12 protein-coding genes are annotated in these 12,255 nt (G+C 69.0%); 1 reads left to right on the top strand and 11 read right to left on the bottom strand.

From position 1 onward, the window contains the following. Positions 1-87: 87 nt before the first annotated feature. The 11 genes from V7Z54_RS05825 to V7Z54_RS05875 form a co-directional block, all read right to left on the bottom strand. Positions 88-1,668 carry a cryptochrome/photolyase family protein gene (locus tag V7Z54_RS05825; protein ID WP_334135053.1) on the bottom strand — a complete coding sequence of 527 codons (1,581 nt, stop codon included), beginning with the start codon at positions 1,666-1,668 and terminating at the stop codon, positions 88-90. Between the two features lie 85 nt (positions 1,669-1,753). After that, complete coding sequence (locus V7Z54_RS05830; RefSeq protein WP_443082438.1) at positions 1,754-1,939, bottom strand: DUF2256 domain-containing protein; 186 nt, start codon at positions 1,937-1,939, stop codon at positions 1,754-1,756. An 18-nt stretch (positions 1,940-1,957) separates the two neighbouring features. Next, on the bottom strand, positions 1,958-3,649 hold the full coding sequence (locus V7Z54_RS05835) for an FAD-binding domain-containing protein (RefSeq protein WP_334135054.1): 1,692 nt from the start codon (positions 3,647-3,649) through the stop codon (positions 1,958-1,960). A gap of 28 nt (positions 3,650-3,677) precedes the next feature. Next, entirely contained in the window at positions 3,678-4,151 is a 474-nt protein-coding gene (locus tag V7Z54_RS05840; RefSeq protein WP_334135055.1) for a nuclear transport factor 2 family protein, read from the bottom strand. Between the two features lie 14 nt (positions 4,152-4,165). Next, positions 4,166-4,936 (bottom strand): SDR family NAD(P)-dependent oxidoreductase, encoded by a 771-nt coding sequence (locus tag V7Z54_RS05845; RefSeq protein WP_334135056.1) that lies wholly within the window; start codon positions 4,934-4,936, stop codon positions 4,166-4,168. After that, positions 4,933-5,460: a DUF3833 domain-containing protein gene (locus V7Z54_RS05850; protein WP_334135058.1), complete on the bottom strand. Its 528-nt coding sequence runs from the start codon at positions 5,458-5,460 to the stop codon at positions 4,933-4,935. The genes V7Z54_RS05845 and V7Z54_RS05850 overlap by 4 nt, the downstream gene beginning before the upstream one ends. A 113-nt stretch (positions 5,461-5,573) precedes the next feature. Then, positions 5,574-6,962 carry an MFS transporter gene (locus V7Z54_RS05855; protein WP_334135059.1) on the bottom strand — a complete coding sequence of 463 codons (1,389 nt, stop codon included), beginning with the start codon at positions 6,960-6,962 and terminating at the stop codon, positions 5,574-5,576. Beyond that, positions 6,959-7,528: a chalcone isomerase family protein gene (locus tag V7Z54_RS05860; protein ID WP_334135060.1), complete on the bottom strand. Its 570-nt coding sequence runs from the start codon at positions 7,526-7,528 to the stop codon at positions 6,959-6,961. Before V7Z54_RS05860 ends, V7Z54_RS05855 begins: the two co-directional genes overlap by 4 nt. 91 nt (positions 7,529-7,619) lie before the next feature. Then, positions 7,620-8,876, bottom strand: a complete 1,257-nt coding sequence (locus V7Z54_RS05865; RefSeq protein WP_334135062.1) for a cyclopropane-fatty-acyl-phospholipid synthase family protein — start codon at positions 8,874-8,876, stop codon at positions 7,620-7,622. After that, positions 8,873-9,766: a DUF1365 domain-containing protein gene (locus V7Z54_RS05870; protein ID WP_334135063.1), complete on the bottom strand. Its 894-nt coding sequence runs from the start codon at positions 9,764-9,766 to the stop codon at positions 8,873-8,875. Before V7Z54_RS05870 ends, V7Z54_RS05865 begins: the two co-directional genes overlap by 4 nt. Before the next feature lie 7 nt (positions 9,767-9,773). Beyond that, the gene (locus V7Z54_RS05875; protein ID WP_334135065.1) at positions 9,774-11,072 is read right to left on the bottom strand and encodes an NAD(P)/FAD-dependent oxidoreductase; all 1,299 of its coding nucleotides are present in this window, start codon (positions 11,070-11,072) and stop codon (positions 9,774-9,776) included. Positions 11,073-11,166: 94 nt separating this feature from the next. Between V7Z54_RS05875 and V7Z54_RS05880 the strand changes: the two genes are divergently transcribed. Continuing rightward, a partial coding sequence (locus V7Z54_RS05880) for a MerR family transcriptional regulator (protein ID WP_334135066.1) occupies positions 11,167-12,255 on the top strand: 1,089 nt, incomplete at its 3' end.

Below are 12,255 nucleotides of genomic sequence, written 5' to 3' on the forward strand. Positions count from 1 at the left end.
GTTGCTGCAGGCGATTGCCGCCGCCACCCGGCAGCTGCCCGCCGCAGCAGCCTGAGTCGCTGTACGTGGCCCGGCGCAGCGCGGCAGTCACAGCGTATCCAGCCGCGTGCGCAGCGCCGCGGCGTGGTCCAGCAGCGCGCGCTGTTGCGCGGCATCCAGGCGATCGAGCTGGCGCACCATCAGCGCCATGCGCGGATGCGCGGCCAGCCGCTCGCGGTGGCGCGCCACAAAGTCCCAGTACAGCGCGTTGAACGGGCAGGCGCGCGCGCCGGTGCGCTGCTTGGGGTCGTAGGTGCAGTCGGCGCAGTAGTCGCCCATGCGCTGCAGGTAGGCAGCGCTGCTGACGTAGGGCTTGGTGGCCATCAGGCCACCGTCGGCCCACTGGCTCATGCCCAGCGTGTTGGGGGCTTCCACCCATTCGAACGCGTCGATATAGACACCCAGGTACCAGCGATGCACCTCGGCCGGATCGCAGCCCGCCAGCAGCGCGAAGTTGCCAGTGACCATCAGACGCTGGATGTGGTGTGCATACGCCGTGCGCAGCGTCTGGCCAATGGCGGCGCGCAGGCAGGCCATGTGGGTCTGCCCCGTCCAGTACCAGCGCGGCAAGGGCGTGGAGTGTCCCAATGCGTTGTGTTCGGTGTAGCCGGGCATGTGCGCCCAATACACGCCGCGCACATATTCCCGCCAGCCCAGAATCTGGCGGATGAAGCCCTCCACCGCCGCCAGCGGGGCGTGCCCAGCGCGCCAGGCGGTCTCGGCGCGCGCCACCACCTCGTGCGGGTACAGCATCTTGACGTTGAGCGCAAACGACAGCTGCGAGTGAAACAGGCGTTCGTGCTGCGCCGACAGGGCATCCTGAAAACGGCCAAAGTGCGGCAACGCGTGGGTGATGAAGGCGTCGAGTTGCGCCAGGGCTTCACGCCGGTCGATTGGCCAGCGAAAGTCATCGGCCTGGGAATCCCCGATGGTGCGCACACCCGCGGCCACGATGGTTTGCCACAGCGCACGATGATCGTGGCGCGGGCGGGGGTCGGGCGGGGCGGGGGGCTCGCCGTGCCAGGGTTGGCGGTTGTCGGCATCGTAGTTCCACTGCCCACCCACCGGTGCCGTGCCATCCATCAGCACCCCGTGGCGGCGCCGCTGGTGGCGGTAGAAATGCTCCATCACCCAGCGCCGGTGGCCAGCCAGCACGCGCGCCACGCCATCGCGTGGGGTGTAAAAATGGGCGCTGTCGCAGGCACGCACGGGCACCGGCGCGCTCGCTGCCCAGGCGCGCAGTTCCGCGTCCAGCCGCCACTCGTCCGGCAGCTGGTACTCCACCGCAGCGGCGCGGTAGTGTTGCACCAGCGCCTGCAGGTTGGCGATGAGGCGCTGGCGGTTGCTGGGGTCGTCGATGGCCACATAACGTACCCGGTGCCCACCGGCCTTGAGCTCGCGCGCAAACGCACGCATCGCCGCAAAAATCGCCAGCACCTTCTGCGCGTGATGCACCACGTAGTCGGTCTCCTGCCGCAGCTCCATCAGCACGTACACCACGTCAGGCCGCACCTGGGTTAGCCAGGGGTGCAGCGGATCAAGCTGGTCGCCCAGAATCAGGCGCAGCGTGGGGGCGGTCGTGCCGCTGGGTGGCTCATCGGTGCTGGCCAATGCAGGGGTGGTGTTCATGGTGCTGGCAAGACATTTGCCGGCGGCAGCGGCTGGCCGTGCTGCCGCTGCGCACTGCGCAACCCAGGCAGGGGTGCGGCGGTGCTCATGGCGGCGGGGTACTGTGGGGCTGGGTAGCCGCAGCGGCGTTGCTGCGCTGGCGGCGGCAGCGATCGGAGCAGTAGCGCACGTGCTCCCAGTCGCGTGCCCACTTGCGTCGCCACGTAAACGGCAATCCGCAGACGGCGCAGACTTTGATGGGCAGATCGGCTTTGCGGCGCATCCGGGCCATGGGCTTGGATTCAAAGACTCACCACAAGGACAGCTGTTGTGGCGGTGGCAGGCTGCGCCGCGGGCGAGGCATGGGTTCACGGCCCAGCGCATCGCGCCCGGCAGGCATGCCGCGGCGCGAGCCGTGGCGGCGCACCAACTCGGCGGCGTGCGCCTGCACGGGGCGCTGGCGCCGCAGGGCATGCACCCGTTCCTTGGCCGCGCGCAGCGCCTCTTCCAGGGCCACCGGCGGCAGTGGCCAATCCGTCCCCACGCGCACGCCGCAGCGCTGCTGCAGCGCCGGCGGCAGCCGCCAAGGCTCGAACAGCCAGGCATCGGGCACGCGCTGCAACACCGGCAACCAGCGGCGCACAAAGCGCCCATGGGGATCGTGGTCGAGCGCCTGCTTGATGGGGTTGTACACGCGCATGGCGTTGATGCCGGTGGTGCCGGACTGCATCTGCATTTGCGGCCAGTGAATGCCCGGCTCGTAGTCCAGAAACAGGCGCGCCAGCCACAGCCCTACCTCGCGCCAGTGCAGCCACAACGGGTAAGCGGCCACTGATACCAACATGGCACGCATGCGAAAGTTCAGCCAGCCGCCGTCGCGCAGCATGGCCACGCAGGCATCCACCAGTGGCCAGCCGGTGCGCCCTGCCTGCAGCGCGGCAAAGTGCTCCGCGTTCCAGGCGTGTTCGCGCAGGCCATCGTAGCCCCGGTGCAGATTGCGCCACTCCAGCTCGGGCTCGCTTTCCAGCTTCTGGATGAAATGATCGTGCCAGACCAGGCGACCGGCAAAGGCCCGCAGCCCAGCGCGCAGACGGCGTGCCTCGGCGCTGGGGTCGGTGGCCAGTGCGGTCAGTTGCCGATGGGTGGCGTGCTCCACCTCACGCACGCTCAGAACCCCCCAGGCCAGATACGGCGACAGGCGCGAGCAGGCCTCGGGTGCCGACAGTGGCGAAGAGATGCCGCCCCGATAACGCGCCGCGCGGTGGTGCAGAAAGTCGTGCAGCGTGGACTCGGCCAGCGGTCGGCCGCCCCGCTGGCGCCGCGGTGGTTCCCAAGGGTCCAGTCCGAGCGTGGCGGCGTCGGGCCAGGGGCCGCGCTGCCAGTGGCCGTCGCCGTCCAGCCACCAAGCGACCTCCCAGTCCGGCAGATCCGCGCCAGTTCCCTGCTCATGAACCGGAACAAACGGCGTGGCGGCCCACCCCGCCAGCGCCCCGTGGGGCGGCCAGGGCAGCGGTGCGGCGGCCATGAAGCGTCGGCGCTGTGGCAGCCAGTCGTTGCGGTCGCGCAGCCCGCGCACCACGCCGCATGACGGGTATTCGTGCACCGCCACGCCGTGCTCGCGGGCCCAGCGACGCACCGCGCGGTCGCGCGCGAAGGTGTGGGCGTTGCCGCTTTCCTGGTGGGCGTACAGCGCCGCCACCCCAGTGCGCTGGTGCAACGCGTCGAGCACCGCCACTGCTTCCCCCACTGCCACATGCAACCGTGCACCGGGCATGCCGCTGGCTTGCAGCGCCGCGTCTAGCGCCTGCAGGCTCTCGCACACAAAGCCCCAATGCTGCGCGGCGCTGTCGGGCTGGCGCCACAGGCTGGGCTCGACGATGTACAGCGCCAGCGTGGGGCCGCTGCGCAGGGCGTGGGTCAGCGGCGTGTGATCGTGCAGCCGCAGGTCGCGCTTGAACCACACGATGTGCAGCGGCTTCTGTGCGGTTGAGCTTTCGTTCATGGGATACACACACCAGGGTGCCCCGTCGCTACGGGCCCGCTGTCGGTTCGGCCTGCACACGGCGGCGCAGCCAGCGCATCAGTGCGCCCAGCAGCGGCAGGTGCGCGTACAGCTCCTCTGCGGCGTCCCAGTAGTCGCGGTGCCAGGTCACGCGCCCATCGGGCGCGAAGCGCAGATGGGTGCAGCCACGGATGCAGTGGGCACGCTGCGCGCCGTGCCAGCGGAAGTGAAAGGTCCAGGTGAGAAATGCTTGGGCATCGCCTTGCACGCAGTCGTGCACTGCAAAGCGCGGGTCGAGCACCTGCGCGTACATGTGGCGGAAGATCCGCGCGATGGCTTCGGTGCCCCGCACCTCGTTGAACGGGTCTTTGAAGTAGGCGTCAGGCGTGTACAGGGTGTCGAGCTGGGCCAGCGTCGCTGGGGTGAGCGTGGCGTAGAACTGCGCCACGCGTTGCACCGGACTGTCGGGGCAGGGGGGTAACACGGGGGCGGGTGAAGACATGGCAGGCAGGCGGTTCACAGGCCGGTGGCACGGTGAATGAGTGCGAAATACCACCGATCGGGCAGCCAGCGCAGCGCGCGCAGCACGCGCGTGAAGCGGCGCGGAAAATCGATCTCGAAGTCGCCGCGCGCCCAGCCGCGCAACATGGCCCCGGCGGCCTGCTCGGGAGTGAGCAGCGCCGGCATGCGAAAGGTGTTCTGCGCCGTCAGCGGCGTCGCCACGAAGCCCGGGCTGATGAGGCTGACCCCCAACCCCCGCGGGCGAAGATCCAGATATAAGATGTCGGCCAAATTGGCCAGCGCGGCTTTCGTGGGACCGTAGGCCAGCGCCTGCGGCAGCCCGCGGTAGCCCGCCACACTGCCCACCAGGCTCAGGTGCCCGTGCCCTTGTGCCAGCAGACGAGGCACCGCTGCACTGATGACATGAATGGCACCATCGACGTTGATGCGCTGATGGCGCAGCCACTCGGCCGGGTCGATGGCCGTGGCGCGCATCGGGCGGTAGTGGCCAGCGCAGTACAGTACCAAATCCAGGGGGCCATCGGCAAACGCTTGCGTACCCGCCAGCCCGACAGCGTCGCCGTCGGTGACGTCCAGCGGCAGCGCCACCCGGCGCGGTGCGGCTCTGGCCCAGGCGTGCAGCGCTTCGGCGTTGCGTGCCGAGACGATAACGGTGGCCCCGCGCGCATGCAGCGCATCGGCCACTGCGCGGCCAATCCCGCTGGAGCCGCCGATGATCCAGACACGGCGCGACGTCCACTGGCGCAGAGGTGGGTTCAGACTCATGGCTGCAGGCGCGTAAACGACAGGGTCACCTCGCCGAGCCGGATGCCGAACTTACGCATTTCGGCGCGGTTGAGCATCACACGCTCGTCCACCAGAAACATCCAGTCGTCGAAATCGACGTCGATGGTGCGCCCCTCGTAAGGAAGCCGCAGCGTGTAGGTCCAGTGCAGCGCGTTGCCTACGGCGCGGCCGCTGGCGCGGCCCACCACGTCGTCGGCGCTGCCACTGTAGCGGCCTTCGCCCTCGTAGCGCAGGCGCCACACGCGCCGCTCGGTGCGCCCGTCGCTGTATACAAAGTGCTCGTCCAGTACCCCTTCGTCGCCATTCCAGGTGCCCGTCATCTGCACCACGAAGCGGCGCACCACGCGGCCGCTGCGGTCCTGAAATACCCCATGTGCCACCAACGGCCCGTTGAAATATTGCCGCAGGTCCAGCGTCGGGCGCTCGCCCGCGAAGTCCTCGACGCGCACCCCGGCACAGCCGCCCAGCGCCAGCAACGCCCCAGCGGCAGGTCCCAGCAGCACCCTGCGCCGACCGAGCGAAGGTGAGCCGTGCTGTCCACGGGTGTTGTACCGAATGGGGGTTGGGTCCATCGGGTTCGGCAGGGCAGGTGGGGTTACCAAAGGCAGCCAGGGGTTCATAAAGACCTCCGTGGAACGGGGGGATGGTCATCGGCGACGGCAGGCGCGCTGCCACCGCCGTACACCGGTGGCGGGCAGGTGCCGTGGGCGTCTGCGGCGCCGGAGCCCCGTGCGATGCTGGCCGACGTGAGCATCCCGGGGTGGCTAACTATCCAGCGCCACAGCAGCGTCGCCGCCACGAGCTTGAGCACACAGGGCAGCACCGCGTAGGCCAGGGTCAGAGCCAGTAAGCCCTCGGGATTACGCGTGCCAGGGCTGTATCCCAAAGCCTGTAATGCGGGTAGTGCAACGCCAGCGGCCAGCGCCAGATTGGCCTTGGCGGCCACATTCCACCAACCGAAGTACGCTCCTTCGTGTTGGCTACGGTCGCCAGCGTCGGCGATCACACCCGCCAGCAGCGCTGCCGGCAGTGCCAAATCGGCCCCCAGCGCTAGTCCAGACAGAAGGCAGATGAGAACAAACGCGTGAGTCTGTCCCGCTTGCAGGGTGGCTGCCCAGACGAAGACCACCACCGCCAACACCATGCCTGTCAGCCACGCCTGCGCCAGCCCGATGCGCCGCGCCAGCGCCAGCCAAGCCGGCAGACCGGCGGCGGCAGCCAGGAAGTAACTGCCCAGATATGCGGCCTGCCAGTGCGGGGTTTGCAGCCGGTCGTCGATGAAAAACAGCACCAGCGTGGCGGGCATGGCACTGGCCAGCCCGCTGGCCACGAAGATGGCTAGCAGGCGGCGGAAAGATGCCTGACGCCACGGACGCCAGAGCGTGGTTGTGGCAACCGTGGGCGTGGCCGCGGGGTTTGGATGCGGCCCCCGCGCCCAAGCCCAGCCTGCCAGCGCCATCGCGGTGGCCCAGGCCGCCAGCGTGACCGGCCAGCCCAGCACCCCGGGCAGCACCGCGGCCAGCAGTACACCGGCCAGCGCCCAGCCCTCGCGCCAAGCCACAATACGTGATTGCTGAGCGCCATCTCCTCCCAGGCGGGCCCCCCAACTTTGGTGGGCGATGACCAGCGCGCTGTAGGCGAGCGTCACCGGCACCAGGCAAAGCAAAGCCCAGGGTCCGAACGCGACGCCGCGCGGTGGAAACCACAGTGCGGCCACGCTGACCATCAGCGCCAGGCCCAGCCACCGCGCGTGCCACAGCACGGTTGGCGAGCCACGCGAAAACAGCCGATCGATCCAGCGGCCCAGCAGAGGGTCGGTGGCCGCGTCGAACACGCGGGCCAGCAGCAAGATGGCCCCTAGCGAAGCCAGCGAGGCTCCCAGCCCCGCGTAGTGGTGGGGTAGATGCACATACAGCGGCAGTGCCACCAACGCCAGTGGCAGACCCGGCAAGCCGTAGCACCACGCCTGCCGCGGCACCTCCAGGGCGCGCGCACTGCCGCTCACGGCGCGCCGCCCGATGGGATGCCCAACAGGGCCGCCCGCAGCCCCGGAGCAGACGTAGTGGGTGCCAGCCAGATACCGAAGAAGCGCTCGGCGAGCGCCGCATCGTCAAAGCCACCCAGTGGTCGCGTGCTGCCGTCGGCGCGGGTCAGCTGAAAGCGTGCCCCCTGTCCGGGCAGCCACACTCCGGCGATGCGGTCACCGGCGCGCACATCCGGAAACAGTCCGTCCAGCCGCGCCGTCCACTGTGCTTGTGTCGGCTCGTCCACTGGCTCAGCACGGCGCATCTCCTGCAGCGAGCGGCGGACGATATCGGCGCCGCGGAAATCCCGCAGGTACTCCAGCTCCAGCACTACCGGTTGATGGCCTAGTGCGGCCGGGTTCCAGGGCGGCACCGCATACAGCCGTGCGTAATACACTGACCAGCCCCAATAACGCAGCAGACCCTGGCCGATCAGCTGTGCTCGGGGTAACAGCGCGGCGACGGCCGTCGGCACATCGGCGCGGGGCTGGGCGACCTGAGCGGGCGGCACAGGCTCGCGGGCGATGGCGTCGGTACCTGCGGCCACCCAAAGGAGCACGGTTAGCGCCAGCGCGGGTCGGCCCCGCCGCGTGCTGTCGCGCCGGGCAGGGGCGTCTGTGCGACCGCTACCCTGCCGCTCAGGATTTGCGCAGCGTGACTTGCACCACATCGATATCTCCGGCGTCGAAGCCCGCCTCGCAATAGGCCAGATAAAACGACCACAGTCGTACGAAGCGTTCGTCAAAACCCAAAGCCCGAACCGCGTCACGTTGCGCTAAAAAGGCTTGGCGCCAGCGGCGGCACGTTTCCGCATAGTCTGGTCCGAAGGCATAGCTGTCCACGATATGCAGTCCCGCGCGGGCAGCCTGTTCGCGGATGGCCCGGGGGCTGAGTAGGCAGCCGCCTGGGAAGATGTATTGCTGGATGAAGTCGGTGGAGCGCAGGTAGTCGTCGAACAATTCATCACGGATCACGATCGCCTGGATGCAGGCCCGCCCACCGGGACGCAGCAGCCGCTGCACGGTCCCGAAATAGGTAGGCCAATAGGCGCGTCCCACGGCCTCGATCATCTCGATGGAGACGATCGCATCGTAGGGCCCGTCGTTGACGTCCCGGTAGTCCTGCAGGCGCAGTTGGGCGCGATGGCTCAACCCGGCAGCAGCCAAGCGTGCCATACCGTGGCTGAGTTGCTCGCTCGACAGCGTGATGCCGGTGACCTGCGCGCCCAACTCGCCTGCGGCCATCTCGGCCAGTGCACCCCAGCCGCAGCCGATCTCCAGCACGCGCGTTCCCTGCTGTACCCCAGTCATGCGCAGCGCACGCGCCATCTTGGCGCGCTGCGCGCCGGCGAGATCGCGCCCGGCGTCGCCCTCAAAGCAGGCGCTGGAGTAGGTCATCGTCTCATCGAGCCACAGGCGGTAAAAGGCGTTGCCCAGGTCGTAGTGGGCGTGGATGTTGCGGCGGCTGCCGCTGCGCGTGTTGCGGTGCAGCAGGTGGCGCCAGCGGTACATCAGCCGACCGGCCCAGGAGCCGTGAATGACTGTCGCTAGCGCCTGACGGTTGACCAGCATCAGGCGCAGCAGCAGTGGCAGATCGGGGGAGCTCCAGTCGCCGCGCAGGTACGCCTCGGCAAATCCAATGTCGCCGCTGCGCAGCGCGGCGCTGGCCGCGTCCCAGCGGCGCAGCACCAAGCGGGCGGCGGGCAACCCGGGTTCTGGGCCGGGGCCGAAGCACAGTTCCTGCCCTGTCGGCGTGACCAGCTCCAGCCGTCCGCGCTGCAATCGTTGCAGCAGCCGCAGCGCGGTGCGCCCGGCCAGCGGTGCCAGGCGCAGAGCCTGTACCCAGTCGGAGGAGGAATCAAGCGGCGGGGTGGAGGGCACGAGCGTCGACGTCATGGGCGGGCTCCGAAAGAACAGCGCGGGGGACGGGAGACGGTGACCGGCTGCGCGGGTGGCGCCGGCACGGTGTGAACAGGGACACCCTTGAGCCATAACCGCAGCGCGTGCCAGTGAATCAGGCCAATGACAGCGGCGCTGTGCCAGCGGTAGCGCCACAGCAGGCGCGACCAGTCACCCGCCTGAGCCGGGCGCAAGGCACCGCTGACGCTGGTCAGCAGCAACGGGCCGTGCGCATCATGGTGTTCGATGCGCACCACGGTGCGGCCATCATGCACACGCGCAGCGCCGGCTGGGGTGTCGTCGGCAACCACCGGCTGGGCGCCCTGTGCGCGCAGAAAGCGGAACCGGTAGTGTCCCTGCACGGCGCAAAACGGCGACACGTGGAACGCCTTATGCGCGGTGATGGTGTGGCCCCAGCGCGGCTCATCCAGCACATAGCAGTGGCGCTGGCCAAACGTGTTGTTGACCTCGGCCACGATGGCGCGCAGCGTCCCATCTGCCCGAAACGCATACCAAAAACTCACCGGCTTAAAGGCATATCCCAGCACACGCGGATAGGTGTGCAGCCACACGGGGCCGTCGGCGTCGTCGATACCCTGCTGCACCAGCAGCTCGCGCAGCCACGCCAGCGCACCGCCGACCGCCGCGTCACGACCGTCGCCGTGATCGGCGTCGTAAAACGCCACCAGGCCGCGGCGATTCAGCGGCAGCCCCGCGGCAGCGGCCGCCTCGGGCAGGCGATGCATGGGCAGCCAGAGGAACCAGGTGCGGTGCTCGAACGCATGCAAGCGCGGCCGCAGACGTTCGTGGCGCACGCGCCCCTCGCCAATCAGAACGACCGCGTCGCTGCAGCCATCAGGCATGGTGGCGGGTGTGGGCGAGGCCATGGTGTTGTCAGGCCGCCAACCGCAACGCCGAGCGGGCCCGCAGGGCCTGTGCGACTGCCTTGCCGGCTTTGAGTCCATCCTCATGAAACCCGTAGCCGCACCATGCACCACAGTACCACGTGCGCTGCCGGCCCTGCAAGGCGGGCAGCGCGCGCTGGGCGGCGACGGCGGAGCGGTCGAACACTGGGTGTTCGTAGTCGAATTCGGCCAGCACGCGCCCCGGGTCGATGGAGCGTACCGGGTTGAGCGATTCGATGAGCGGCTGCGCAAACGGCAACGGCTGCAGCACATTGAGCCAGTAGTGCAAACACACACGCGCGCTCTCTTGCTCTTGCAGGGCTGCGCGTTCGTAGTTCCACGCGGCCCAGGCCGCGCGACGCCGCGGTAGCACCGATGTGTCGGTGTGCAGCACCGCACGGTTGCGCTGGTAGCGGATCGCCCCCAGCACTGCGCGCTCCTGCGCCGTGGGCTGGGCCAGCAGGGCCAGCGCCTGATCCGTGTGCGTGGCCAGTACCACCTCGTCGAACCGCTCGGCGCCCCGGTCGGTGAACACGGTCACGCCGGCGATGTCGCGCTCGATGCGGCGCACTGGCGTGGCCAGCCGCGCATCATCCACCCCTGCTACGATGCGCTGCACATACTGGCGCGCACCGCCGGCCACCGTGTACCACTGCGGGCGGCCGTTGACCTGCAACAGGCCATGGTTGTGGCAGAACCGGATCATGGTGCCGACGGGAAACTGCAGCATCTGATCGGTCGGGCAGCTCCAAATGCATCCAATCATTGGGAGGAAATACCAGTCCCGAAACGCGGCGCCAAAGCGGTGCCGCTGCAAAAACGCCCCCAACGGCTCGTCGAGCTCGGCGTCGGCGCCGCGCTCGGCCAGCCGCGTGCACAGGCGGTTGAAGCGCAGCAGATCGGCCAGCATGCGCCAGAACGCCGGGCGCATGGCGTTGCGGCGCTGCGCGAACACCGTGCCCAATGTGGCACCGCTCCACTCCAGAGCGCGACCATCGCGCGCCGGCACCTGCACCGAAAACGACATGTCCGACGGCGCCGTGGGTACATTGAGCTCGCGCAACAGCGCGATCAGGTGCGGGTAGGTGCGCTCGTTGAACACCAGAAAACCGGTGTCCACACCGGCGGTGATGGGGCGTCCATCGAGGCCGGGCAGGGTCACGTCCACCGTGTGCGTGTGCCCCCCGAAGTAGCCGTTTGCTTCAAACAGGGTCAGCCGGGCTTGGCCGCGCAGATAATATGCGACGGCCAGTCCGGCGATGCCGGAGCCAATGATGGCGACGTGCATGGCGTGAGCTCCTCGATGCCATCGCTGCGATGGGTGATGCGGCTTGCCAGGGATACGGACGCTATAGTTGTCTAATTTATCTCAGACAAACCCATTGTATTTTTGTTCCCGTTATCGGACATACCCCTGCGCCGACTTCCACAATGCTGCCACGCCGCCGACCGATCGCTCTCACACTCAGGGCCCCGCGCCTCTGTGGACGATCGCCGACGTCGAGCGCGAGACCGGCATCGGCAAGGACACGTTGCGGGTGTGGGAGCGCCGCTACGGGTTTCCGGTGCCCCGGCGCGACGAACGGGGTGACCGGCTGTACGACGCCAAACAGCTTGCGCGCCTACGGTTGATTCGCCGACTGCTCGACGCCGGACACCGTCCGGGGCGAGTCGTGCGGCTGTCCGGGGCGGCGCTGGAGGCACTCGCTACCACCGACGGCGCGGCGCGCCCCGCGGTCACGGCGGATGGCGGACCCGATGCGCTTGCCCCATGGATGGACTGGCTGCGCGCCGACGAAATCGCGCGGGTGCGCGCGGGCCTGCGCGAGGCGGTGCGTGTACGGGGACTGGCGGACACCGTGGAAAGCCTGGTGGCTCCGCTGTGTGTGGCGGTGGGTGACGCCTGGCTGCGGGGGGAGCTGAGCGTGTATCAGGAACACCTCTTCACCGAGGTGGTTCAGGCGGTGCTGCGCGAAGCGATGGCCGAGGTCGAGCAGACCCTGCCGCAGGCGCTGCGGCGGCCCCGTGTGGTGCTGACCACGACGCCCGGTGAACCGCATCAGCTCGGCCTGCTGATGGCCGAATGCTTCTTTGTGCTGCAAGGGTGCGAACGGCTGACGCTAGGGGTGTGTACGCCCGTGGCCGACATTGCCGACGCCGCGCGCCGGACGCAGGCCGACATCGTGGGCGTGAGCTTCAGCGTCCACGCCAGCCGGCGCGACGTGCTGGATGCGGTGACGGCCTTGCGGGTCCGGTTGCCCCCGACGGTGCCGTTGTGGGTGGGCGGAGGCGGTGCCCAGCGACCGTTGCGGCGGCCACCGGCCGGGGTGCTGGTGCTGCGCCGCGCGGCAGACGTGGCTACGCACGTGCTCCGGTGGCGTGAGCAGCATGGCCACGCCCCGTCGTCCGTTGGTGCCGGTCAACCCACGCGGGCCAGCGGCAGCAGGGGGCCGTACCGCTCGGCCAGAAAC

Source organism: Tepidimonas sp. (genome assembly GCF_036824975.1).
Classification (GTDB): Bacteria; Pseudomonadota; Gammaproteobacteria; order Burkholderiales; family Burkholderiaceae_C; genus Tepidimonas.

Coding starts and splice junctions, on each gene's coding strand:
- V7Z54_RS05825 (WP_334135053.1), bottom strand. CDS start 1,668: ATGAACACCACCCCTGCATTGGCCAGCACCGATGAGCCACCCAGCGGC.
- V7Z54_RS05830 (WP_443082438.1), bottom strand. CDS start 1,939: ATGGCCCGGATGCGCCGCAAAGCCGATCTGCCCATCAAAGTCTGCGCC.
- V7Z54_RS05835 (WP_334135054.1), bottom strand. CDS start 3,649: ATGAACGAAAGCTCAACCGCACAGAAGCCGCTGCACATCGTGTGGTTC.
- V7Z54_RS05840 (WP_334135055.1), bottom strand. CDS start 4,151: ATGTCTTCACCCGCCCCCGTGTTACCCCCCTGCCCCGACAGTCCGGTG.
- V7Z54_RS05845 (WP_334135056.1), bottom strand. CDS start 4,936: ATGAGTCTGAACCCACCTCTGCGCCAGTGGACGTCGCGCCGTGTCTGG.
- V7Z54_RS05865 (WP_334135062.1), bottom strand. CDS start 8,876: ATGACGTCGACGCTCGTGCCCTCCACCCCGCCGCTTGATTCCTCCTCC.
- V7Z54_RS05870 (WP_334135063.1), bottom strand. CDS start 9,766: ATGGCCTCGCCCACACCCGCCACCATGCCTGATGGCTGCAGCGACGCG.
- V7Z54_RS05875 (WP_334135065.1), bottom strand. CDS start 11,072: ATGCACGTCGCCATCATTGGCTCCGGCATCGCCGGACTGGCCGTCGCA.